At 52.4% G+C, this 25309-nt stretch carries 22 protein-coding genes; 10 read left to right on the top strand and 12 right to left on the bottom strand.

The window, feature by feature from the left end; genetic code table 11:
- Nucleotide 1: 1 nt before the first annotated feature.
- From hutU to hutI, 4 genes are all read right to left on the bottom strand, one after another.
- Nucleotides 2-1687, bottom strand: coding sequence for a urocanate hydratase (gene hutU, locus C2U43_RS07880; protein ID WP_103284913.1), 1686 nt, complete (start codon nucleotides 1685-1687; stop codon nucleotides 2-4).
- A 136-nt stretch (nucleotides 1688-1823) separates the two neighbouring features.
- Entirely contained in the window at nucleotides 1824-2543 is a 720-nt protein-coding gene (locus tag C2U43_RS07875) for a histidine utilization repressor (protein ID WP_003831502.1), read from the bottom strand.
- 87 nt (nucleotides 2544-2630) lie between these two features.
- On the bottom strand, nucleotides 2631-3572 hold the full coding sequence (gene hutG / locus C2U43_RS07870) for a formimidoylglutamase (RefSeq protein WP_103284912.1): 942 nt from the start codon (nucleotides 3570-3572) through the stop codon (nucleotides 2631-2633).
- Nucleotides 3569-4792, bottom strand: coding sequence for an imidazolonepropionase (gene hutI / locus C2U43_RS07865; RefSeq protein ID WP_103284911.1), 1224 nt, complete (start codon nucleotides 4790-4792; stop codon nucleotides 3569-3571). The genes hutG and hutI overlap by 4 nt, the downstream gene beginning before the upstream one ends.
- A 224-nt stretch (nucleotides 4793-5016) precedes the next feature.
- On the opposite strand from hutI, the gene C2U43_RS07860 reads away from it, so the two are divergent.
- Nucleotides 5017-6300: a putative acyl-CoA thioester hydrolase gene (locus C2U43_RS07860; protein WP_103285972.1), complete on the top strand. Its 1284-nt coding sequence runs from the start codon at nucleotides 5017-5019 to the stop codon at nucleotides 6298-6300.
- Between the two features lie 95 nt (nucleotides 6301-6395).
- Here the strand turns inward: C2U43_RS07860 and C2U43_RS07855 are convergent, their stop codons facing one another.
- The 3 genes from C2U43_RS07855 to C2U43_RS07845 all read right to left on the bottom strand — a co-directional run bounded on the left by C2U43_RS07855 (nucleotide 6396) and on the right by C2U43_RS07845 (nucleotide 11295).
- Nucleotides 6396-8660 (bottom strand): hydratase, encoded by a 2265-nt coding sequence (locus C2U43_RS07855; protein WP_103284910.1) that lies wholly within the window; start codon nucleotides 8658-8660, stop codon nucleotides 6396-6398.
- Nucleotides 8661-8728: 68 nt separating this feature from the next.
- Entirely contained in the window at nucleotides 8729-10162 is a 1434-nt protein-coding gene (locus C2U43_RS07850) for an anion permease (RefSeq protein WP_048214643.1), read from the bottom strand.
- 80 nt (nucleotides 10163-10242) lie between these two features.
- A complete protein-coding gene (locus tag C2U43_RS07845; RefSeq protein WP_103284909.1) occupies nucleotides 10243-11295 on the bottom strand; it encodes a 4-oxalomesaconate tautomerase in 1053 nt (350 codons plus the stop codon).
- A gap of 178 nt (nucleotides 11296-11473) precedes the next feature.
- Between C2U43_RS07845 and C2U43_RS07840 the strand changes: the two genes are divergently transcribed.
- A complete protein-coding gene (locus tag C2U43_RS07840) occupies nucleotides 11474-12424 on the top strand; it encodes a LysR family transcriptional regulator (RefSeq protein ID WP_103284908.1) in 951 nt (316 codons plus the stop codon).
- A 56-nt stretch (nucleotides 12425-12480) separates the two neighbouring features.
- On the opposite strand, the gene pgl is transcribed toward C2U43_RS07840, so the two are convergent.
- Nucleotides 12481-13476 carry a 6-phosphogluconolactonase gene (gene pgl / locus C2U43_RS07835; protein WP_020996535.1) on the bottom strand — a complete coding sequence of 332 codons (996 nt, stop codon included), beginning with the start codon at nucleotides 13474-13476 and terminating at the stop codon, nucleotides 12481-12483.
- 165 nt (nucleotides 13477-13641) lie between these two features.
- Here pgl and C2U43_RS07830 point away from each other — a divergent pair, with 165 nt between their 5' ends.
- Nucleotides 13642-14460: a pyridoxal phosphatase gene (locus C2U43_RS07830; RefSeq protein ID WP_003831476.1), complete on the top strand. Its 819-nt coding sequence runs from the start codon at nucleotides 13642-13644 to the stop codon at nucleotides 14458-14460.
- On the opposite strand, the gene modC is transcribed toward C2U43_RS07830, so the two are convergent.
- The 4 genes from modC to C2U43_RS07805 all read right to left on the bottom strand — a co-directional run bounded on the left by modC (nucleotide 14461) and on the right by C2U43_RS07805 (nucleotide 17318).
- Complete coding sequence (modC, locus tag C2U43_RS07825) at nucleotides 14461-15519, bottom strand: molybdenum ABC transporter ATP-binding protein ModC (protein ID WP_003831474.1); 1059 nt, start codon at nucleotides 15517-15519, stop codon at nucleotides 14461-14463.
- A gap of 2 nt (nucleotides 15520-15521) precedes the next feature.
- Complete coding sequence (gene modB / locus C2U43_RS07820; RefSeq protein WP_008784169.1) at nucleotides 15522-16211, bottom strand: molybdate ABC transporter permease subunit; 690 nt, start codon at nucleotides 16209-16211, stop codon at nucleotides 15522-15524.
- A complete protein-coding gene (modA, locus tag C2U43_RS07815; RefSeq protein ID WP_003831470.1) occupies nucleotides 16211-16984 on the bottom strand; it encodes a molybdate ABC transporter substrate-binding protein in 774 nt (257 codons plus the stop codon). The genes modB and modA overlap by 1 nt, the downstream gene beginning before the upstream one ends.
- 184 nt (nucleotides 16985-17168) lie before the next feature.
- Complete coding sequence (locus C2U43_RS07805) at nucleotides 17169-17318, bottom strand: AcrZ family multidrug efflux pump-associated protein (RefSeq protein ID WP_020996536.1); 150 nt, start codon at nucleotides 17316-17318, stop codon at nucleotides 17169-17171.
- Nucleotides 17319-17447: 129 nt separating this feature from the next.
- On the opposite strand from C2U43_RS07805, the gene modE reads away from it, so the two are divergent.
- From modE to gpmA, 7 genes are all read left to right on the top strand, one after another.
- A complete protein-coding gene (gene modE / locus C2U43_RS07800; protein ID WP_103284907.1) occupies nucleotides 17448-18236 on the top strand; it encodes a molybdenum-dependent transcriptional regulator in 789 nt (262 codons plus the stop codon).
- A gap of 67 nt (nucleotides 18237-18303) precedes the next feature.
- Complete coding sequence (gene modF, locus C2U43_RS07795) at nucleotides 18304-19776, top strand: molybdate ABC transporter ATP-binding protein ModF (RefSeq protein WP_103284906.1); 1473 nt, start codon at nucleotides 18304-18306, stop codon at nucleotides 19774-19776.
- Nucleotides 19777-19993: 217 nt separating this feature from the next.
- Nucleotides 19994-21010: a UDP-glucose 4-epimerase GalE gene (gene galE, locus C2U43_RS07790; RefSeq protein WP_003831462.1), complete on the top strand. Its 1017-nt coding sequence runs from the start codon at nucleotides 19994-19996 to the stop codon at nucleotides 21008-21010.
- A 9-nt stretch (nucleotides 21011-21019) separates the two neighbouring features.
- Nucleotides 21020-22066: a galactose-1-phosphate uridylyltransferase gene (gene galT / locus C2U43_RS07785; protein ID WP_032942745.1), complete on the top strand. Its 1047-nt coding sequence runs from the start codon at nucleotides 21020-21022 to the stop codon at nucleotides 22064-22066.
- Between the two features lie 3 nt (nucleotides 22067-22069).
- Entirely contained in the window at nucleotides 22070-23218 is a 1149-nt protein-coding gene (gene galK, locus C2U43_RS07780) for a galactokinase (RefSeq protein ID WP_032942744.1), read from the top strand.
- Complete coding sequence (galM, locus tag C2U43_RS07775; protein WP_057066491.1) at nucleotides 23212-24252, top strand: galactose-1-epimerase; 1041 nt, start codon at nucleotides 23212-23214, stop codon at nucleotides 24250-24252. Before galK ends, galM begins: the two co-directional genes overlap by 7 nt.
- A 232-nt stretch (nucleotides 24253-24484) precedes the next feature.
- Nucleotides 24485-25237: a 2,3-diphosphoglycerate-dependent phosphoglycerate mutase gene (gpmA, locus tag C2U43_RS07770; RefSeq protein WP_003022999.1), complete on the top strand. Its 753-nt coding sequence runs from the start codon at nucleotides 24485-24487 to the stop codon at nucleotides 25235-25237.
- Nucleotides 25238-25309 lie beyond the last annotated feature (72 nt).

The following is a 25309-nucleotide window of genomic DNA, read 5'->3' as shown; positions in this document are numbered from 1 at the left end:
ATCAGCGTTTCTCCTGCGTCGCAGCAATCATTGGCAAATTCAGCCCTTCTTCAACGGCGCACTCCACCGCAATGTCATACCCGGCGTCGGCGTGGCGCATCACCCCGGTAGCCGGATCGTTATGTAAGACCCGGGCGATGCGCGCCGCGGCTTCATCGGTACCATCGCAAACAATGACCATCCCGGCATGCTGAGAGAAGCCCATGCCGACCCCGCCGCCGTGATGCAGCGACACCCAGGTCGCACCGCTGGCGGTGTTAAGCAGCGCGTTCAGCAGCGGCCAGTCGGATACGGCGTCTGAACCGTCGCGCATAGCTTCGGTTTCGCGGTTTGGGCTGGCAACAGAACCGGAGTCCAGATGATCACGGCCAATAACAATCGGCGCGGATACTTCACCGCAGCGCACCATTTCATTAAACGCCAGCCCCAGCTTTTGTCGCCACTCCAGGCCGACCCAGCAGATACGCGCTGGTAAGCCCTGGAAGTTAATCCGCTCACGCGCCATATCCAGCCAGTGATGAAGGTGCTTATCATCAGCCACGATCTCTTTCACTTTGGCATCAGTCTTATAAATATCCTGCGGATCGCCTGACAGTGCCACCCAACGGAACGGGCCTATGCCGCGACAGAACAGGGGGCGAATATAAGCAGGTACGAATCCCGGGAAATCAAAGGCGTTTTCCACGCCCATCTCTTTGGCCATCTGGCGAATGTTGTTGCCGTAATCAAACGTCGGCACGCCCATTTTGCTAAACGCCAGCATCGCCTCAACGTGCGTTGCCATTGAACGTTTCGCCGCCTGCACCGTGCCCTGGGGATCGGACACCGCTTTTGCCTGATACTCTTCCCAACTCCAGCCGCACGGCAGATAACCATGCAGCGGATCGTGGGCGCTGGTCTGGTCAGTGACCATATCCGGGCGCACACCGCGCTTCACCAGCTCCGGCACAACGTCGGCGGCATTAGCACACAGCGCAATGGAGACGGCTTTACCCTCGCGGGTGTATTTGTCGATACGCGCCAGCGCATCGTCAAGCGATGTCGCCTGCTCGTCGACGTAACGGGTACGCAGACGGAAATCAATTCGGCTTTGCTGGCATTCAATGTTCAGCGAACACGCACCCGCAAGTGTAGCGGCTAGCGGTTGTGCTCCGCCCATGCCGCCCAGCCCGGCGGTCAGCACCCAGCGTCCGCTGAGGTTACCCTGATAATGCTGACGCCCGGCCTCAACGAAGGTTTCATAAGTCCCCTGCACGATGCCCTGGCTGCCGATGTAGATCCAGCTTCCGGCGGTCATCTGGCCGTACATCGCCAGCCCTTTGGCGTCCAGTTCGTTGAAGTGTTCCCAGGTAGCCCAATGCGGCACCAGGTTGGAGTTGGCAATCAGTACGCGCGGTGCATTGTCGTGAGTTTTGAATACGCCTACCGGTTTACCAGACTGGATCAGCAGAGTTTCATCGGTCTCCAGTTTGGTCAGCGCATTGACGATGGCGTCATAACATTCCCAGTCCCGCGCGGCGCGGCCAATCCCACCGTATACCACCAGCTCATGCGGATTTTCCGCCACATCGGGATCCAGATTATTCATTAACATGCGCAGCGGCGCTTCGGTCAGCCAGCTTTTGGCCGTTAAGGTGGTGCCGCGTGGGGCACGAATATCCTGCTGACGATATTTGCTATGGGACATGACAGAAAACTCCTCGCGAACGTCGGATAGATAAGAAACATATACTTGTCTATACAAGTCATCGCAAGGGTGATTTTAACAATTAATATACATTTTTATTATATTGCGTCAGCAATCACGGTTTTCATGTCCTGTATCAGGACATAAACCGTCCTTGCAGGCGATAGCGGGAACCCGGGAACAGCAAGCGGGCATGAGAGACTATGGACGACGCAGACCAGGTCTTACGGCGGATCAGCAGGCAGGGATCGTGTTCTTTGATATTCAGCAGCGCGCACTCTTCAGCGCTGGCACGTACCGCTTCAACAATATGTTCACCTTCCGTCAGCGGGGCGATCAGTGACAGGTATGCGTGCGGCGTGGTCTGGCTGTAATCCTGCGCCAGATACTCCGGCACAATTTCGGCATTCACGCAGCGATCTTCAATCTGTACCGGCAGATCGTTCTCGTAATGAACCATGACAGAGTGAAAAATGGAGGTGCCTTCTTTGACGTTTAACACCAAAGCCTGCTGCGCGTTGGCCTGGGTTTTTTCCAGCGTCAGCACTTCGCACCGGTGCTGATGCTGACGGGCGTTGATTTCATCCGCGATGCTGCGGATTTCAAACAGCGCGGACTGGCCTTTGGGCTCTGCGACAAACGTCCCGACGCCCTGCAAACGCACCAGTAAACCTTCATCCGTTAACTCACGCAGCGCCCGGTTGATGGTCATGCGGCTGAAACCATATTGCGCCACCAGCTCTGCCTCAGAAGGAATGCGATCGTGAGGCTGCCAGATACCGCTGGCAATTTTTTCGCTGATCTCCTGTTTGACCTTTTCGTAAAAAGGAGCCGGAGCAGAACGGGATGGGAGCATGCGTGAGCCTTCCTTAAGCTGAAAATGTGAGTGGGTAGAGTTTACAGGCATTACCCGAGCCTGATAAGCGCAACGCCATCAGGTATATCAGTGCCACCAGTGGGCGATTTGCCAGCCTAATCGCGCCGCCACGCGTGCTGCTCTGCCATCATCGTCAAAGCGTGGATTAAATTCAACCATATCCACCGCCAGGAGTTTACCGCTACGACACAGAGGCTCAATCAGTTTCAGCAGCGTCGCCAACGGTACGCCAAGCGCGGCGGGGGCCGACACGCCGGGCATTTCCCACACCGGCAGCACGTCGAGGTCGATTGTCAGATAGATGACATCCAGATTGGCAATGAACTGCGCTAACTGCGCCTGCGCCGTATCGCAATGCAGATCCTCCACCACGGTAACACCGAGCCGCTGGGCCTCATCCCAAAGCGCCTGGGTGTTTGCCGCCCGACTGACTCCGATACAGGCATAGTGAAATTCACGCTGCTGTTCATCGCAAAGCTGCGCCAACTGGCGAAATGGCGTACCGGATGTAGCTTGTTCAGCTTTGCGCAAATCGAGATGCGCATCGAAGTTGACTATCCCCACTTTCGCCTGCGGGAACGCATCCAGTACGCCCGCGCCGTGCGCAAAGGCAGTTTCGTGTCCCCCGCCCAAAACAAAGGTACGCATGTTCTCCTGCTGACAGCGCTGTACCGCATTGCGTAACGCCTGCTGCGCGCCCTCAAGATCGGGAGCCTGCGCCACAATATTTCCCAGATCCACCAGTCGATTGTGCCCATCATGACTGGCTAAATTCGCCAGCGCCTTGCGCAGCACATCGGGTGCTCCGGCGGCGCCCGTGCGCCCCTGATTGCGTTTAACGCCTTCGTCGCAGGCAAACCCGAGCAACGCTATCTGCTCGCGGTACATTTCTGGGCTAAACGTCTGGCTCAGGGTGATAGTCTGAAACAGGCGCAGCGCATTCGGCGATTCGGCGCGGTCATCACGTCCCTGCCACAGCGCAGGTGAGGCTGGTTGCCAGTTGGTCATGCTATTTGTCCTTTGAATACGCGTTGGTAGAGCGGATTGCGCCCGGGTTCATACAGGATCTCGACCGGGAGGGTTGCATCCCACACCACAAAATCGGCCACAAACCCGGCCTTCAATTGACCGTGGGTGGCATGACGCCCCAGTGCCCGGGCCGCATGACGGGTTACGCCCGCCCATGCTTCTTCCGGCGTTAGGCCAAACTGAACGCAGGCCATATTCATCGCCCAGTGCAGGCTGATAAACGGACTGGTACCGGGGTTAAAATCTGTCGCTACCGCCATCGGTACCTGATATTGACGCAGCAACGCTACCGGTGGGCGCTGCTGCTCTTTGAGGAAATAGAATGCGCCGGGCAGCAGCACACCGACCGTACCGCTTTGGCTCATCGCCGCTACACCCGCTTCATCGAGGTATTCAATATGATCGGCGGATAGCCCGTGGTAGCGGCTTACCAACTGTGCGCCGCCAAGCAATGACAGTTGTTCGACATGGCCTTTAATCGGGATGCCCAGCGCCTGTGCAGCCTGAAACACCCGCTCGCTCTGCGCCAACGAAAAACCAACGCTTTCACAGAACAGATCGACGGTCTCAAACAGCCCTTGTTCCCACAATTGCGGCATAATGGTCTCACACACCAGCGTAATATAGCCGTCAGGATCATCCCGGTATTCCGCTGGAGTTGCATGCGCAGCCAACAGCGTCGGGCTGATTTCAACGATATTCTCTGCCGCCAGCGCTGCCACCACGCGCAATATTTTCTCTTCTGTCGGCAAATCCAGGCCGTAGCCGGATTTTATTTCCAGCAGCGTAACACCTTCTTTGATCAGCTGTTCCATCCGCTGATGGGCTACGTGTAAGAGTTGTTCATCCGTGGCGCTGCGGGTCGCCGATACGGTGGCATTGATCCCCCCACCCTGAGCGCTTATCTGCTGGTAGGAGACACCATTTAGCCGCTGCTCCCACTCACCTGCGCGGTTTCCGCCAAAGACCAGATGCGTATGGCAATCAATCAGGCCAGGCGTAATCAGCCTGCCCTGCATATCAAAAGTATTGTCATGCGTGAGATATAACGATGATTCCGGGACGATATCGCGAATCTTGCCCTGGCGGACGATCAGCGCGTGACCATCCAACAGCCCATATGGGGTACCACGTTCAGGGTCCATAGTCGCCAGACGAACATTGCGCCAGATAACATCATCAGGGAAGAATTGCTGCATTCGACTCACCACTTGTCATGGGTTGTATAGACATTTATTTTTGATTATAGGGATGTTGTCAACCTGAAGAACCATAATTGTTATCTATTTGTGATATAAAGACTCTCCGCGCCAGACATTGCTGCGATAAAAAACAACTTTTTACCTTTTCGCCTTCCCGTTTCGCTCAACTTAGTATAAAAAAGCAGGCTTTAATGGATAACTTTCAAAGCCCGGAGCAACCTGTGAACATATCATCAGTTTCCCGTCTGGCGCTGGCAATGGCTTTTGGCGTGACGCTGACCGCCTGTAGCTCTACGCCGCCCGATCAAATTCCTTCCGATCAGACCGCGCCAGGCACCTCTTCGCGCCCGATCCTGTCGGCCAATGAAGCGAAAAACTTCGTTGCTGCGCACTATTTTTCCGCACTGACGCCAAACACCGCGCCGTGGAGCCCTTCTTCTATTTCTCTGCCTGCACAGCCTGACTTCGTCGTTGGCCCGGCAGGGACTCAGGGCGTCACCCATACCAGCATTCAAGCCGCTGTTGATGCAGCAATCATCAAACGTACTAACAAACGTCAGTACATCGCGATTATGCCAGGCGAGTACCAGGGCACGGTATATATTCCGGCAGCAACAGGTAGCCTGACGCTGTACGGTATGGGCGAAAAACCGCTTGATGTGAAAATTGGCCAGGCCATTGACGGTGAAATGAGCACCGCTGACTGGCGTCGTACGGTGAACCCAGCCGGTAAATACATGCCGGGTAAACCTGCGTGGTATATGTTTGATAATTGCCAGAACAAACGCGGCACGAATATTGGCGTGATGTGTTCTGCTGTCGTCTGGTCGCAAAATAACGGTCTGCAATTGCAGAACCTGACCATCGAAAACAACCTGGGTGACAGCGTTGATGCGGGTAACCACCCGGCCGTTGCACTGCGTACCGATGGCGATAAAGTGCAGATCAACAAGGTCAATATCCTGGGCCGCCAGAATACCTTCTTCGTGACCAATAGCGGCGTACAAAACCGTCTGGAAAACGATCGTCAGCCGCGTACGCTGGTTACCAACAGCTACATTGAAGGCGATGTGGATATCGTTTCCGGTCGCGGTGCCGTAGTGTTCGATAACACCGATTTCCGTGTAGTGAACTCCCGTACCCAGCAGGAAGCCTATGTCTTCGCACCGGCTACCCTGTCTAACATCTACTACGGTTTCCTGGCGATTAATAGTCGCTTCACGGCAAGTGGCGATGGCGTGGCGCAGTTAGGCCGCTCGCTGGATGTCGATTCCAACACTAACGGTCAGGTCGTGATTCGTGACAGCGTGATTAACGAAGGCTTTAACATGACAAAACCATGGGCTGACAGCGTTATCGCAAAACGCCCGTTTGCCGGTAATACCGGTGCGGAAGATGACAAAGGTGAAATCCAGCGTAACCTGAACGACACCAACTTCAACCGTATGTGGGAATACAACAACCGCGGTATCGGTAGCAAAGTGGTTGCTGAACCTAAGCAGTAAACGTCATTCTCTGATGTAAACCCGGCAGATTCATGCTCTGCCGGGCAATGTGCCGGATGGCGACGAAAATCGCCCTCTCCGGCATACAATTAGTGTTACACCAAACGCGACTTATTAAAGTTAATCAAACTCCCTGCCTTAATAATTTCACGCTCTTCTGCGGTCAGACTTTCCATATACACACTGATTTCACTCACCGCACCATCATCGTGAAGCACATACGCTTCGATTTCTTTACTGCACTCATCTAACGCGCGGCGAATACCGGGAATATAGATATAGTCACCCACTTCAAATGAAGGTTGCTCTGCCATCTGGAGCGGTAGCATACCCCAGTTGATAACGTTGGAACGGTAACGCTTGGTGGCATATTCCTGGGCAATATTTGCCAAGCCGCCAATCACTCGCTGACAGCTCGCCGCCTGCTCGCGCGCCGAGCCATCGCCAGGTTTGACGGCGTAAATCATGCTACCAATCTCAGTATCCAACGGTTGCACATTTTCCTGACCGGCAATCTGTTGGATGCGTTCGAAAACTGACGCCAGTTCGCTGACATCGCACTCCTCCACGCGCCTTTTTTCCAGCTCCGACGTCGCTTTACTTCTTCCCACATACCCAGGATCTCGTCGAGACAGCGTAAATTCCGCCAGTCCTAGTGGATTAGAGCGATACGACGAGGTTTCACCGGACGGGATAAGTTCATCCGTTGTTGTCACATCATCAAGGATCTTCGAGGCCACTTTCAGCAGAATATTTTCCGTTAATGCGCCCAGTTCCGGCCAGTCTTTAATGTTCGGGCCGTAAATGAGCGGCTGCTGCGTTGCCCCTTTTACGAATCCCTGGTATACGCGACTCTTATAAGGTGCAGGATTAAACGCATAGTCTGGCACCGTATCCCAGCAGTCCAGATCCGTCGCAGCAGTGAGGAATCCTCCGTTGGCTGCCGTAGCCGCAATTGATCGCGCATCCATCAGCGCAACGGCTGACATTTGACCATTGCCCGGTTTCGAGCCTTCACGGTTAGGGAAGTTGCGCGTGGTATGGCGGATGCTAAGACCATTGTTGATTGGCGTATCGCCTGCGCCAAAGCATGGACCGCAGAATGCGGTTCTGATGACAGCCCCCGCGCCCAGTAAATCTGTAACGACACCTTTCTGTGCTAAATCCATAAACACCGGTTGTGACGAAGGGTAGACAGCAAGCGAGAAAGCATCATTACCGCAGGATTGACCACGTAATGCCTGCGCCGCAGCAATCACGTTTTCATAGTTGCCGCCCGAGCATCCAGCAATGATCCCCTGCTGTACTTTTAAGCGGCCATTTTCTACTTTATCCAACAACGAGAGGCTGGCTTTACCCTGCGCGATACGTGCAGATTCAACTTCAATCTCCCGGAGAATATCCGTCAGATTCTCATTGAGAGTATCAATCTCATAGACATTACTTGGATGGAATGGCAGCGCAATCATCGGCTTAATCGCACTCAAATCAACATAAATACAACCGTCGTACCAGGCCATCGGCTGCGGACTTAGCTGGCGATAGTCTTGCTCACGTCCATGTAATGCCAGCCAACTACGAGTTTCATCATCCGTTTGCCAGACGGAGCTCAAACAGGTGGTTTCAGTGGTCATCACATCAACGCTGTTGCGAAAATCCGTTGAGAGATGGCGGATGCCAGGGCCGACAAACTCCATGACCTTATTTTTGACGTAGCCATTTTTAAATACCGCGCCAATGATCGCTAACGCCACATCCTGTGGACCAACACCTGCTGCGGGTTTCCCGGTCAGATAAACGGCAACGACGTCAGGATAATCAATGTCCCAGGTGTCGTTTAGCAGCTGCTTGACCAGCTCACCGCCCCCCTCTCCTACCGCCATCGTACCCAATGCGCCGTAACGTGTATGGCTGTCTGAGCCAAGGATCATTTTGCCGCCGCCCGCCATCATTTCACGCATGTATTGATGGATAACAGCAATATGTGGCGGCACAAAGATTCCGCCGTAACGCTGTGCCGCAGACAGACCAAACATATGATCGTCACCATTAATAGTTCCCCCTACTGCACATAATGAGTTATGGCAGTTAGTCAGAACATACGGCAGCGGAAAACGTTCCATGCCAGAGGCTTTTGCAGTCTGAATAATACCGACAAAGGTAATATCGTGTGAGGCTAATGAATCAAACTTAATTTTAAGCTTATTCATATCACCGGACGTATTATGCGCGGAGAGAATCGACCACGCTATAGTTCCTTTTTTCGCATCCTCTTTGCAGATATGCCCTGGCAAAGAATCCTCAGCTACAACTTCATTATTATCGGAGAGATAAACTCCTTTTTCATACAACGTAATCATTTGATACTCCGTAATCCCGTACTTATATTAGTGCGCAGTCAATTAATAATTTGAATCTGGCTTATGGTTTACAGCATGTTCCAGTTAATCAACATGCTCCACCACCACACGCCCAGGGTGATATGGACAATAAAGGTCAGTAAGGTCAGCATGCCCCCCACCAGCCACCACGATTTAATATCGTTATAGCCAACGCCAAAAATAACCGGACCCGCGGCACCGCCATAATGGGTGACCATTCCGCCATAGGAGTTAGAGAAGAGTAATGCCAGCGCGGTTAACATCAATGGTGCGCCGGAGACATTCGCCAGCATGGCAAATACCGGCATCATTGCCACAATATATGCACTGCCTGAGGCAAAGAAATATCGAACGATAATGCTCAGGAACAAAATAACGAAGAACGCCACATTGCCGTGATTACCAAAGTCGAGGTTGTTTTTGAATAGTTCAGCTAACCAGTCAAAGAATTTCACTTTCGATAATAGCGAACTTAATCCGATAATACCGCCATACCAGATTAAGGTATTCCAGCCGCCCTTATTTTTAACCACATCATCCCAGGTAACCACGCCTAACAAAAGCATCATGCCCATTACGACAATCGCTACCGTTGATTCATCAACGCTAAGGCTTTTACTGAAAATCCATCCCAATAACGCAAGGACGAAGATACCCAGCAGCATTTTTTCGCGCCCTTTCATTGGCCCTAAATCCTGAAGCCCGGCTTTAGCAATAGTTTTGTTATCAACCTTTTTAATTTCAGGTGGATACATAAAATAGATAACTAAAGGCGTTACCAACAGCATAACCAGTCCAGGCAAAGCTGCCGCGAGTGCCCATCCCCCCCAGCTCAGTTGTAAATGACAGATATCATTGATCATCTTCAACGCCAGAATGTTTCCTGCCATCGCAGTAAAAAACATATAGCTGGTCGTTTTGGTAACCATATAGACCGTCATCATCAGGTAGTGACCGACACGGCGCGGGCTCTTATCTGGCTCAGAGCCCAGCGCCACCGCCACGCTATTGATAATGGGCAATACAATTCCTCCCGCTCGCGCGGTATTTGACGGTGTTGCCGGAGCTAACACCAGATCAAGGAATACGGTCACATAGCCAAGTCCAAGCGTGGTGTTACCAATTTTACCGATCAGAATATAAGCAATGCGCTTACCCAGCCCCGTCGTCACAAAAGCAGCACTTAACGTAAATGCGGAGAAAACCAGCCATGTCGTACCGGAAGCATAACCGCTCAGTACGCTGCTGGTCTTCAGTACGCCATGGCCTAAATTACCGACAACTACCATAGAGGCGGCAACGGCAATCAATAGCACCACCGGTTCAGGAAACGGTTTAATCACCAGTCCGACAATGGCCGCAAGATAAATACCAAACAGCACCCACGCTAGTTCACTTAATCCCGCAGGGGCAGGAATCAAACCAATAATACAGGGGATCGCTAATATTAAAATTAGCTTCCATAATGATTTAACGTTCATTTATTAATCCTGAATAATCTATACAGGCAATACAGTATTTTTCGTTTTTCTGCGATCGCAGAGAAATGAGGCCAATGCTGTCAGGGAAGGAAAACATCACCAGTGAATATTTTTCTGGCGGTCCGAATAACCGAAGCTCTGATAGTTTCAGGTTCATCCCCTTTATTGGTTAAATGAATATCAAGAGTGCCGCCAGGATGTTCGATAGTGATATTCCCGTAATGCCCCCCCGCCGTTACCTGACGCGAAACAGTACCGTTAATGACACAGCTGCTGGCGATAGCTATCGCCCCGGTAATCGCCAGCGCTTTATGGCAAGAGTGCGGCATAAAATAACGAACATTAATTTCGCCGTCGTGTTGAGGTGCAGAGATGAGAATCGGTTTTGGGAGAACCTTATTGCTGACATCACCCAGCCCCATAGCTTCACCGGCCTGTAAACGAATAGACTCAATACGCGACAATAATTCGTTGTCTGCATCCAGTTCTTCCGCTGATTCATAGCCCGTTTTCCCAAGGTATTCGGCAGGAATAATTACGACAGGTGTCGCCATATCCATACAGGTCACCGGAACTGAGTTGATATAATCGATGTGTTGGCCCGTCGGAAAAATATGCCCAGTTTTAGAACCTGCGGCATTAAGAAACGTCAACGCAATAGGGGCCGATGTTCCCGGGACGCCGTCAATTCGTGCCGTTCCTTCATACTCAACAACACCATGCGGCGTCTGTATATCAGCTTCGATAAACGTGTTGGTGTTCACATTGCGAATGCGTACGCGGGTGGTCGGCGTAGAAGCAGCAATCAACCCCTTTTCAATAGCAAACGCACCAACGGCGGAAAGCATATTGCCACAGTTGGGTGTGGTATCGACCCGTTGCTCATGTACCAGTACCTGAGCAAATAAATAATCGATATCAGCGTTGGGGTCGTCTGAAAGACTAATAATCGCGACTTTACTGGTTAACGGATTGCCACCGCCAATGCCATCTATTTCCAACGCATTGCCAGAACCCATAATCCCGATCAATATTTCATCCCGCTGTTTTTCTTCTTCTGGTAAATCTTGTGCTAATAAAAATGCACCCCTGGAGGTTCCTCCACGCATCATAACGCAAGGTATTTTTTTCATAACAATGCTCTCAATATTATTTCCACTACATACATGGTTGCATGTCATGAATAGGGTGGCTAATGACTTTGTTTGTGTGATTAGTGATTTATTTTTATTAATTAAAATTTATGAATTGCGGATACACTGAACACTTTCATCTTAGACAGGGGCTTCCCTGATTGAGTCCGGAGTCAAAATGAAACACGAGTTATCGAGCATGAAGGCATTTGTTACGTTGGCAGAGTCCGATTCTTTTAACAATGCCGCCAAGTTACTCAATATTACGCAACCTGCATTAACGCGCAGGATTAAAAAAATGGAAGAGTATTTACACACCCAGCTATTTGAAAGAACAACTCGCAAAGTCACATTAACAAAAGCGGGGGCAATGCTTTTACCTGAAGCCAGAGAATTAATTAGAGCGTTGGATGAGACCATTTTTAACATCAGTGAAATGAATGTTCATCATCACGGCATAGTGACATTAGCCTGTATTCCTACCGCGGTTTTCTATTTCTTGCCGTTGGCAATTGGAAAATTTAATGAACGATATCCCAATATCAAAGTGCGAATTATTGAACAAGGTACGAATAATTGTATGGAATCCGTACTTTGCAATGAGGCTGATTTTGGAATAAACATGAACAACATCACAAATTCCTCTATCGAGTTCACTCCACTGGTTAATGAACCGTTTGTTCTGGCTTGTCGACGCGATCATCCGCTCGCTAGTAAGCAGTTGGTTGAGTGGCAAGAATTGCTGAGTTACAAACTGATAGGCGTTCGTTCCTCAAGCGGTAACCGATTATTGATTGAACAACATTTGTCCGATAAACCGTGGAAGTTGAACTGGTTTTACGAGGTTCGTCATCTGTCCACTTCGCTGGGTCTGGTTGAAGCTGGACTAGGTGTTTCCGCATTACCAGGGTTAGCAATGCCGCAAACGCCGCATCCAACGCTGATAGGGATCCCACTGGTTGAGCCTGTGATTAGACGCACGCTGGGAGTTATTCGGCGTAAAGACGCTATCCTCTCCCCTCCCGCTGAACGTTTCTTCTCTCTTCTGCTTAATTTATGGGCAGATGATACAGATAGCCTTTGGACATCTGTGGCTAAGTGTCAGGAAAACATGTCGTTTGCTAAATAAGCAAAAAAAATCCGCAATCTTCACAAGATTGCGGATCGTTTGTAACGCCTGGCGTTTTAGTAAGCGTTAACCACCACCCACATCGGGCCTTGTCCTACCGCGTAACGACCTTTCTCCGTCAACAGTCCTTGTTCGCCAGCAATCTCGTATACCGCGATATGGTGCGATTTTTGCCCGGCTGCAATCAGGTATTTACCTCTGTTATCGATATTAAAACCGCGCGGCTGAGTTTCGGTAGGCTGGAAACCTTCTTTGGTCAGCACACTGCCATCTTCAGAGACGCTAAAGACCGTAATCAGGCTGGCGGTACGATCACAGGCATACAGATGACGACCATCCGGTGTGATGTGAATATCTGCTGCCCAACGGGTATCCGCGAAATCAGCAGGCATCATATCCAGCGTCTGCACACACTCAATCTTGCCGTACGGATCTTTCAGCTCCCAGACATCAACAGAGCTATTCAGCTCATTCACGCAGTAGGCATATTGCTTATTCGGATGGAACGCCATATGACGCGGGCCCGCGCCTTCAACGGTAGTCACTTCAGCCGGTTCCTGCGCAACCAGATGGCCATCATCGCTAACGTCAAACAGGCAGATACGATCCTGTTTCAACGCCGGAACCCAAAGGGTACGGTTATCCGGAGAGATGTTGGCTGAGTGGCAACCATCCAGACCTTCTACCACGTCAACCAGTTCCACCGGCAGGCCATCTTCCAGACGCGTGACACTCACGCTACCCGCGTTATAAGAGCCAACGAACACGAAACGTCCCTGATGATCGGTAGAAATATGCGTCGGGCTACCCGGCAGCGCTGACTCTGCCGCGAAGGTCAGCGCTCCGTCATCAGGCGCAATACGATAAGCCAACACGCGAAACTCCGGGCGCACACCAACATAGAGGTAACGCTTATCCGGGCTGACGACCATCGGCTGTACCTGACCCGGTACATCAACCACCTGCGTCAGCGTCAGAGAACCATCGTGATTCAGGCTCCAGACGTGGATTTGCTGACTTTCAGGGCTGGCGGTATAAACGGTTTGCTTCATGAATACTCCTTTGCTTTTTGGCAGGTGGCTGCAATTGCCTGACACACGCCTAAGGTAGACGCTTTTAACGGTGAATGCTTAATTAAGGCTCAGAATTTTGTCCGGCTCCCGTCTCGGTGTACCATTCCAGCAGACAAAATTCTCAACCTTAATCTGGAAAAAACTATGACCGCACGCGTGATTGCCCTGGATTTAGACGGTACCCTGTTGACCCCGAAAAAAACCTTGCTGCCATCCTCCCTCGAAGCGCTCTCGCGCGCCAGAGAAGCAGGCTACCAACTTATCATTGTCACAGGTCGCCATCACGTTGCTATTCATCCTTTTTATCAGGCACTGGCGCTGGATACACCTGCAATTTGCTGTAACGGTACCTACTTGTATGATTATCAGGCAAAAAAGGTACTGGAATCCGATCCCCTCCCGGTAGACCAGGCATTACAGCTGATCGAAATGCTGGATGAACATCAGATCCACGGGCTGATGTATGTGGATGAGGCCATGCTGTATGAGCGCCCAACCGGGCATGTGGTGCGTACCGCTAACTGGGCGCAAACTCTGCCGCCGGAACAGCGCCCGACCTTCACCCAGGTTCCTTCGCTGGCGCAGGCCGCACATGACGTCAACGCCGTCTGGAAATTTGCCCTGACCGACGAAGATATTCCGAAACTGCAGCAGTTTGGCCAGTACGTTGAGCAACAGCTGGGACTGGAGTGTGAATGGTCCTGGCATGATCAGGTCGACATTGCTCGTAAAGGCAACAGCAAAGGACGACGCCTTACCCAGTGGATTGAAGCACAGGGCGGGTCAATGGAAAACGTGATTGCCTTTGGTGATAACTTTAACGATATCAGCATGCTGGAAGCCGCAGGTACCGGTGTGGCGATGGGCAACGCGGATGACGCGGTCAAAGCCCGCGCCAACATCGTGATTGGTGACAACACCACAGACAGCATCGCGAAATTTATCTACTCCCACCTGCTGTAATCAGGCGGTAATCGATACGCTCTTAATTTGCGCGTACAGCCACAGGCCAGGTTTGATACCCAGTTCATCCCTGGCCCATGGGCTAATCCTCGCCCACAGCGTCTTACCGCCCACCTCAAGCTGAACTTCCACCTGACCGTTATCGTCATAGCATTGCGCGACTTTTGCCCGGAGAACGTTACGAATACTGGTCTGCTGGGGTGGTTGGAGCACCAGTGAAACATCAGATGCCTGAATACGAATACGCAGCGCGGTTTGCAGCGGTTGCTCCAGCTTATTGACCCACAGATGCTGATCGCCGAGCGCCAGCGCGGTCATCGCATAGTGTGGATGATGTTCCAGCACGCTGACTTTCAGAATACTGCTTTGCTGTTCCTTAGGCAGCCAGGGGTGCATCACGCTGCTACCCCAGACATCTTCCAGCGAACCAAACGCTTTGACCTGCCCGTTCTCCAGCACCATCACTTTATCCGCCAGGTGCAAAATCTCATCAAGCGAGTGGCTGACATACAGCATCGGAATATTGATTTCACGTGCAAGGCGTTGCAGGTAAGGCAGCAGTTCGCGTTTACGCGGTATATCCAGTGAGGCTAACGGCTCATCAAGCAGCAATAACTCAGGCGCGGTCAGCAGCGCCCGACCGATGGCGACACGCTGCTTTTCACCGCCAGAAAGACCGCCAGGCAGACGGTCAAGCAGCGGTTCAATGCCCAACAGCGCCACCAGCTTATCAAACTGTCCGGCCATGCTTTTCGCCATTCCGTAACGCAGGTTGCCGCGCACTTTATAGTGCGGGAACAGGCGCGCATCCTGGAAAACATAGCCCACCCGGCGTTTTTCCGGCGTTAAACAGATACCGTTCTCGACGTCGTTTAAGACCCGACCATTTAGCACGATGCGTCCGGACTGCGGCTGCGTCAGGCCGCTGATGGCGTTAATCAGTGAGGTTTTGCCCGCGCCGGAAACGCCAAAAATAGCGGTGATGCCGCTGGCTGGCAGCGTTTCGTTGAGCGTCAGGCAATGCGTCCCCAGCGTCTGGGAGAAATTGAGTTCCAGCATAATTATCGCCCCGTCCGCTCACGGCTAATACGCGCCAGCCATTCAGAAATCAGCAGCGAAATCAGCGCTAAAACAATAGAAATGATACACAACCTCGCCGCCGCGCTTTCGCCGCCGGGAGTCTGGATCAGGGTATACATCGCCGAAGGAATGGTGCGGGTTTCGCCAGGAATGTTGGAAACAAAAGTAATGGTTGCGCCGAATTCCCCGAGGGAACGCGCGAACGCCAGCACCGTACCGACAATAATGCCGGGCAGCATCAGCGGTAGCGTAATGGTCATGAATACACGCCAGCGTCCGGCTCCCAGCGTGCGGGCCGCCTGCTCCAGCTTGACGTCGACACCTTCCAGCGCCAGACGAATTGCCCGTACCATCAGAGGAAAAGACATCACCGCCGCAGCCAGTACCGCACCGCGCCAGCTAAAGGCAAAGGTAATGCCAAACCAGTCGTACAACCATTCGCCAATGAATCCGCGCCGCCCCATGGCGACCAACAGCAGATAGCCCACCACGACCGGCGGCAGAACCAGCGGCAAATGCAGAACGCTGTCGAGCAGCGCTTTGCCCGGGAACTTGCATCGCACAAGCAGCCAGGCAAAGAAGATCCCAAACGGCAAACTAAACAACACAGCCAGGGAAGAAACTTTCAGGCTCAGGATGACGGCCTGCCATTCAGGATCGGTCAGTATCATTACTTGGTCGTAAATCCATAACGTTTAAAGATTTCAGCAGCTTGCGGTCCTTTCAGGTAATCATAGAACGCGCTAACCGTTGCGTTTTTGTGCCCATCAACAATCGCGATAGGGTATTCCACTTTTTTGTGCGAATCTTCCGGGAAAGTCGCAACAACTTTTACGCCCTTACTGGCGACAGCATCGGAACCATAGACGATCCCCAGCGGCGCTTCGTTACGCTCTACCAGCGCCAGCGCACCGCGCACATCTTCAGCAGGAGCCAGTTTCGGGGCCAGGGTATCCCATGCACCCAGTTTTTGCAGCGCTTCTTTGGCATAAATGCCCGCCGGAACATGTTCTGGATCGCCAACAGCCAGGCGTCCACCATTCAACAGACTGGTCCAGTTGGTTTTGCTGTCAATGGTGAAGTCTTTCTGCGCGCTGGCTTTCGGCGCAACCACCACCAGACTGTTACCCAACAACGTTTCACGCGATGCGGTATCAATCGACTTCTTGTCTACCGCGTAGTCCATCCATTTCTGATCGGCAGAAATAAACAGATCGGCCGGTGCGCCTGCTTCAATCTGACGCGCCAGTGTGGAAGAAGAAGCAAAAGAGGAGACAACATCAACGTTCTTCTCTTTTTTATATTGCGTTGCAATGTCCTGCATCGCGTTGGTCAGCGAAGCCGCTGCAAAAACGGTAATCTTTCCTTCGTCCGCCAGCGCATGTCCGGCAACGGTAAGAGAAAGTGTTGCCCCTGCAAACAAGCGTAACCATGTACGTGCCATCTGTAACTCCTTTGCGTTTCGTTATGTAGGAGCAAATATAACGAGTAAACCAGGATTTTCCCAGTGGTTATTGATACCAATTAGAGGTTACACAAAGAAAATATCGGCAGGGAAAGCAAGATCTTGAGAAAACGAGTTGGCAGGCAAAAAATATAAACGCCCGACTGAGCGGGCGTTTGGGGAATCAATGATTCTGTCTGGACTGGTCTTTCTGACCGATAGAGGAGAAGATGTTGAACACTTCACCCAGTCCGTAAATCAGCCCCAGGATGACAGCCATCACCACAGGAACCATAATTACGGCGAATACCAGACTTTTCAATAACTCTAACATGGTCAACTCCAGATATAGTCCTTAGTTGTATTCTAACCACATAACACAGAAAAGCACTCCCCTTTTGTGCGGTTGGCTTTGCGCGCGCGCGGTTTTCCGTCACAATACCCCTTTTGCCAGGAGCTTGTGATGCAGGCCGAAATCCTTCTTACGCTGAAACTTCAGCAAAAACTGTTTGCCGATCCCCGTCGCATTTCTCTGCTTAAGCACATTGCGCTTTCCGGCTCCATCAGTCAGGGCGCGAAGGATGCAGGTATCAGCTATAAAAGCGCCTGGGATGCGATTAACGAAATGAATCAGCTCAGCGAGCAGACGCTGGTTGAGCGCGCCACTGGCGGCAAAGGCGGCGGCGGCGCGGTATTAACGCGCTACGGCCAACGCTTAATCCAGCTGTATGATTTATTAGCGCAAATCCAACAGAAAGCCTTCGATGTTTTGAGCGATGACGACGCACTGCCGCTCAATAGCCTGCTGGCGGCGATCTCTCGCTTTTCGCTGCAAACCAGCGCCCGTAACCAGTGGTTTGGCACCATTACCGCCCGCGACCACGATCAGGTTCAACAGCATGTCGACGTGCTGCTGGCGGATGGCGAAACGCGCCTGAAAGTGGCAATCACTGCACGAAGCGGCGAGCGTCTCGGGCTTGAGGAAGGCAAAGAAGTACTGATTCTGTTGAAAGCGCCGTGGGTAGGAATCACTCAGGACGACGCCATCGCTCAGGCCGCCGATAACCAGTTGCAGGGCACAATCAGCCATATCGAACGCGGAGCGGAGCAGTGCGAAGTGTTGATGACCTTGCCAGACGGCCAGACGCTGTGCGCGACTTTGCCGATAGAGCAGACCCACACATTAACGGAAGGCGCTAACGTCACAGCATATTTTAATGCGGACAGGGTGATTATCGCCACACTGTGCTGAGTTAATTGACATCAGCCTGAAGAACACGTATCCCTGTTATTCATCGCTGCAAATAATGGGATACAAAATGTCATCGTTGCAAATTTCGCAAGGCACATTTCGTCTTAGCGACACAAAAACGCTCCAGTTAGATGCGTTGACGTTAAACGCGGGTGATAGCTGGGCGTTTGTTGGCTCTAACGGCAGCGGGAAATCTGCGCTGGCCCGCGCGCTGGCGGGCGAGTTACCGCTTCTGAAAGGCGAACGTCACTGTCAGTTTACGCGTATTACCCGGCTCTCATTTGAGCAGCTACAAAAGCTGGTCAGCGACGAGTGGCAGCGAAACAACACCGATCTTCTTAGTCCCGGTGAAGACGACACCGGGCGTACGACCGCAGAAATCATTCAGGACGAAGTCCACGACCCCGCCCGCTGCGCTGCGCTGGCGCAGCAGTTTGGCATTTCATCCCTACTTAACAGGCGTTTCAAATACCTTTCCACCGGTGAAACGCGCAAAACCCTGCTCTGCCAGGCATTAATGTCCACACCGGATTTGCTGATCCTTGATGAACCCTTTGACGGGCTGGACGTGGCGTCCCGTCGCCAGTTAGCAGAGTTGCTCGCTGAGTTGCACCAGGCCGGTTTAACGTTGGTACTGGTGCTTAATCGCTTTGATGAAATTCCCGAATTCGTGCAGTTTGCCGGCGTACTTGCCGACTGCACGCTGACGGAAACCGGTGCAAAACCCGACCTTCTGCAACAGGCATTAATCGCTCAGCTTGCCCATAGCGAACGGCTGGAAGGCATCCAGTTACCCGAACCGGATGAGCCTTCGGTGCGCCACACGTTGTCAGATAACGAGCCGCGCATTGTGCTTAACGACGGCACCGTCTCGTATAACGATCGCCCTATCCTGCATCATCTGAGCTGGCGGGTAAATCCGGGGGAACACTGGCAAATCATCGGCCCCAACGGTGCGGGGAAATCAACCCTGCTCAGTTTAATCACTGGCGATCATCCCCAGGGATATAGCAACGACCTGACCCTGTTTGGCCGCCGCCGGGGCAGCGGTGAAACTATCTGGGATATCAAAAAACATATTGGCTATGTCAGCAGCAGCCTGCATCTGGATTACCGGGTAAGTACGACAGTTCGCAACGTTATTCTCTCCGGTTATTTCGATTCAATCGGCATTTATCAGGCCGTCTCCGACAGGCAGCACAAGCTGGTACAACAGTGGCTGGATATTCTGGGCATCGATAAACGTACCGCGGATGCGCCATTTCATAGTCTTTCCTGGGGGCAGCAGCGGCTGGCATTGATTGTTCGTGCACTGGTGAAACATCCTACGTTGCTGATCCTCGATGAACCGTTGCAAGGATTAGATCCGCTCAACCGTCAACTGATCCGTCGGTTTGTGGATGTCCTGATCGGTGAAGGTGAAACTCAGCTTTTGTTTGTCTCTCATCACGCCGAAGATGCCCCGGCCTGCATTACCCATCGGCTAGAGTTTGTACCCGAGGGTGATATCTACGCCTATCGACAAACTTCTCTGCGTTAATTTTCATGCCAGGGCGTTTATCACGCCCTTTTTTCTGCTTTTTTTTCAGACAAGTGCTGAAATAACAACCTAACATAATGATTTATAATAAAGTAACTGGCAGCATCGAGTGAAAACACTGGAGTGTAAACGATTCCACTAATTTATTCCGTGTCACACTTTTCGCATCTTTGTTATGCTATGGTTATTGCATACCATAGGCTTAACGGAGCGAATTATGAGAGTATTGGTTACAGGTGGTAGCGGTTACATTGGAAGCCACACTTGCGTGCAGTTGCTGAAAAACGGTCACGAAGTGGTGATCCTGGATAATCTCTGCAACAGCAAGCGTAGCGTACTGCCCGTCATTGAGCGTTTAGGCGGCAAGCATCCGACCTTCGTGGAAGGAGACATCCGTAACGAAGCGCTGATAACCGAAATTCTGCACGATCATGCCATTGATACGGTCATCCATTTTGCCGGTTTAAAAGCCGTTGGAGAATCCGTTGCCAAGCCGCTGGAGTACTATGACAACAACGTCAACGGCACTCTGCGTCTGGTGAATGCAATGCGCGCTGCCAACGTGAAAAACTTCATTTTCAGCTCCTCCGCGACCGTCTATGGCGATCAGCCGCAAATTCCTTACGTTGAAAGCTTCCCCACCGGCACGCCGCAAAGTCCGTACGGCAAAAGCAAGCTGATGGTGGAACAGATCCTGACCGATCTGCAAAAAGCGCAGCCCGACTGGAGCATTGCCCTGCTGCGCTACTTTAACCCGGTTGGCGCTCATCCATCGGGAGATATGGGGGAAGATCCGCAAGGTATTCCAAACAACCTGATGCCTTACATCGCGCAGGTTGCCGTTGGCCGTCGCGAATCTCTTGCCATATTTGGCAATGACTACCCTACTGAAGATGGCACCGGCGTACGCGACTACATCCACGTGATGGATCTCGCCGACGGCCATGTTGCTGCCATGGAAAAACTGGCGGGTAAACAGGGCGTACATATTTACAACCTCGGTGCAGGCATCGGCAGCAGCGTGCTGGACGTGGTCAACGCCTTCAGCAAAGCTTGCGGTAAACCGGTGAATTACCATTTCGCCCCGCGCCGTGATGGCGATCTTCCGGCCTACTGGGCTGACGCCAGCAAAGCCGATCGCGAGCTCAACTGGCGCGTGACCCGCACACTGGATGAAATGGCACAAGATACCTGGCACTGGCAGTCACGCCACCCGCAGGGATATTCGGATTAAGGACCAATCATGACGCAATTCAATCCTGTCGATCATCCACATCGCCGTTTTAACCCGCTCACCGGGCAGTGGATCCTCGTATCACCACATCGCGCCAAACGCCCGTGGCAAGGGGCGCAGGAAACTCCGTCTAAGCAGGTACTGCCTGCACATGACCCGGACTGCTTCCTGTGCGCTGGCAATACGCGCGTTACCGGCGACAAAAACCCGGATTACACCGGGACCTATGTCTTTACCAATGACTTTGCGGCGCTGATGTCCGATACCCCGGACGCGCCGGACAGTCACGATCCGTTAATGCGATGCCAGAGCGCGCGCGGTACCAGCCGTGTAATTTGCTTCTCGCCCGATCACAGCAAAACGCTGCCGGAACTCAGCGTCCCTGCGCTAACAGAAATTGTGAAAACGTGGCAGGAACAGACTGAAGACTTAGGCAAAACCTATCCCTGGGTGCAGGTATTTGAGAATAAAGGCGCAGCGATGGGGTGCTCAAACCCGCACCCACACGGACAAATTTGGGCCAACAGCTTTTTGCCTAACGAAGCCGAACGTGAAGATCGCCTGCAGAAAGCGTACTTCGCCGAACAAGGCGCGCCGATGCTCGTTGATTACGTCCAGCGTGAGCTGGCGGACGGCAGCCGTACGGTCGTAGAAACCGAGCACTGGCTGGCGGTTGTCCCTTACTGGGCCGCGTGGCCGTTCGAAACGCTGCTGCTGCCGAAAGCGCACGTGTTGCGAATTACCGATTTGACCGACGAACAGCGTGCTGACCTGGCGCTGGCGTTGAAAAAACTGACCAGTCGTTACGACAACCTGTTCCAGTGCTCATTCCCCTATTCTATGGGCTGGCACGGCGCACCGTTTAACGGTGAAGAAAACCAACACTGGCAGTTGCACGCACACTTTTATCCACCGCTGCTGCGTTCCGCAACCGTGCGTAAATTTATGGTCGGATATGAAATGCTGGCAGAAACCCAGCGCGACCTGACGGCAGAACAAGCGGCTGAACGACTGCGTGCGGTCAGCGACATCCATTTTCGCGAATCCGGAGTTTAAATAATGAGTCTGAAAGAAAAAACACAATCTCTGTTTGCTGAAACATTTGGCTACCCTGCCACCCATACTATTCAGGCACCGGGTCGTGTGAACCTGATCGGTGAACATACAGATTATAACGACGGCTTCGTTCTGCCCTGCGCTATCGACTATCAAACCGTTATCAGCTGTGCGGCACGCGACGATCGAAAAGTCCGTGTGATCGCCGCTGATTACGACAATCAGGTTGATGAGTTCTCGCTTGATGCGCCAATTATCGCTCATGACAGCCAGCAGTGGTCAAACTACGTGCGTGGCGTAGTGAAACATCTGCAAAAGCGCAATAACGCCTTTGGCGGCGCGGATCTGGTGATCAGCGGTAACGTCCCGCAGGGTGCGGGCTTAAGCTCTTCTGCCTCACTGGAAGTCGCTGTGGGTACGGTATTCCAGCAGCTCTATCATCTGCCGCTCGACGGCGCGCAGATTGCCCTGAATGGCCAGGAAGCTGAAAACCAGTTTGTCGGCTGTAACTGCGGCATTATGGATCAACTGATCTCGGCACTTGGTAAGAAAGATCATGCGCTACTGATCGACTGCCGAACGCTGGGCACCAAAGCCGTTTCCATGCCTGAGGGCGTAGCGGTGGTGATCATCAACAGTAACTTTAAACGCACATTGGTCGGTAGCGAATACAATACCCGTCGCGAACAGTGTGAAACCGGCGCGCGTTTCTTCCAGCAGCCAGCGCTGCGTGATGTCAGCCTTGAAGCGTTTAACGCCGTCGCCCACGAACTGGATCCGATTGTCGCCAAACGCGTTCGCCACGTGATCACGGAAAATGCGCGTACCGTTGAAGCCGCACAGGCGCTGGAAAAAGGCGACCTGCTGCGCATGGGCCAACTGATGGCGGAATCTCACGCCTCAATGCGCGATGACTTTGAAATTACCGTGCCGCAAATTGATACGCTGGTCGAGATTGTCAAAGCGACCATCGGCGATAAAGGCGGTGTCCGTATGACCGGCGGCGGCTTCGGCGGCTGTATCGTGGCGCTGATCCCGCAAGATTTGGTACCTGCCGTACAGCAGGCCGTCGCGGAACAATACGAAGCAAAAACCGGTATCAAAGAAACATTCTACGTCTGCAAACCTTCACAAGGAGCAGGACAATGTTAAGCGAAATCCCTGTGCAGGCTCCGGACGGTCAGCCGTTTCGCCTGCTCACCCTGCGCAATGACGCAGGGATGGTCGTCACGCTCATGGACTGGGGTGCGACGCTGCTCTCTGCGCGTATTCCGCTTAGCGATGGTAGCGTGCGTGAAGCATTGCTCGGGTGCGCCAGTCCGGAACAATACCCGGAGCAGGCTGCGTTTCTCGGCGCTTCAATTGGTCGCTACGCTAACCGTATCGCCAACAGCCGCTATACCTTTGCCGGCGAAACCGTTGAGTTGGTACCAAGTCAGGGCAACAACCAGCTGCACGGCGGGCCAGACGGTTTCGACAAACGTCGCTGGCAGATAGTCAATCAGAATGACCGTCAGGTGCTGTTCGCCTTAACATCTGACGATGGCGATCAGGGTTTCCCTGGCCATCTATGCGCCACCGCGCAGTATCGCCTGACTGACGATAATCGTATTTCGATAACCTACCGCGCCACGGTCGATAAGCCCTGTCCGGTGAATCTGACGAATCACGTTTATTTTAACCTCGACGGTGACAAAACGGATGTGCGCCAGCATAAGCTGCAAATTATGGCGGACGAGTACTTGCCAGTTGATGAAATGGGCATCCCGCATGACGGGCTGAAATCCGTCGCTGGTAGCACTTTCGATTTCCGCACGCCTAAAATCATCAGTAGTGAATTTCTTGCCGATGACGATCAGCGCAAGGTAAAAGGTTACGATCACGCCTTCCTGCTTCAGGCACAGGGTAATGCGCGTACGCCGGTCGCTCGACTGTGGTCCCAGGATGAAAAACTGCAGATGGTGGTATACACCTCCGCCCCGGCATTGCAGTTTTACTCCGGCAACTTCCTCGGCGGTACACCATCTCGCGGACCAGACGCCTACGAAGACTGGCAAGGTCTGGCGCTGGAAAGTGAGTTTCTCCCGGACAGCCCGAACCATCCAGAGTGGCAGCAGCCGGACTGCTTCTTACGCCCGGGTGAAGAGTATGCCAGCGTGACGGAATATCAGTTTATTCCAGTCTGATCCTTTCCCCTCACAGGCCCGACGACGTAACGTAGCGGGCCTGTTATTTGTTTATCACAGTAGAACCGCTCAAACCCCCACCACTCAAAGACAAAATCGCAACCTTGAATTCACAAGAACCTTACACTGTGGCGCTATTTTCGCTATGGTTATGCGTAAGCATTGCCGCTGACGCTTTACGGCAATATAATGAGAATTATTATCATTCAATATGATTTATAGGAGTGAGTGTATGGCTGTAACTAAGCTGGTTCTGGTACGTCACGGTGAAAGTCAGTGGAACAACGAAAACCGTTTTACCGGTTGGTATGACGTTGATCTGTCAGAGAAAGGCGTGGGCGAAGCAAAAGCGGCAGGTAAACTGCTGAAAGAAGAAGGCTACAGCTTCGATTTTGCTTATACCTCTGTGCTGAAACGTGCCATCCACACCCTGTGGAACGTACTGGACGAACTGGATCAGGCCTGGCTGCCGGTTGAAAAATCCTGGAAACTGAACGAACGTCATTACGGCGCGCTGCAGGGTCTGAACAAAGCTGAAACCGCTGAAAAATACGGTGACGAGCAGGTTAAGCAATGGCGTCGCGGCTTTGCGGTAACGCCACCGGAACTGACCAAAGATGACGAGCGTTATCCGGGTCACGATCCGCGTTATGCGAAGTTGACCGACAAAGAGTTACCGGTTACCGAAAGCCTGGCGCTGACCATCGATCGCGTTATCCCCTACTGGAACGAAACCATTCTGCCGCGCATGAAAAGCGGTGAGCGCGTAATTATCGCCGCTCACGGTAACTCTCTGCGTGCGCTGGTTAAATATCTGGATAACATGGGCGAAGATGAGATCCTTGAACTGAACATCCCGACCGGCGTACCGCTGGTATATGAGTTCGACGAAAACTTCAAACCAATCAAACACTACTATCTGGGTAATGCTGACGAGATCGCAGCAAAAGCGGCAGCCGTTGCGAACCAGGGTAAAGCGAAGTAATTTTCATCCCGGATCAAACGAGAAAAGCGTGGAATGCTCCACGCTTTTTTATTGCCGGATGACGGCGTTGCC

It is taken from the genome of Citrobacter freundii complex sp. CFNIH9, from assembly GCF_002903305.1.
In the GTDB taxonomy this organism is placed as follows: Bacteria; Pseudomonadota; Gammaproteobacteria; order Enterobacterales; family Enterobacteriaceae; genus Citrobacter; species Citrobacter portucalensis.
Note: the sequence above shows the minus strand (reverse complement) of the source record. Positions and strands in the feature narration are given on the sequence as shown.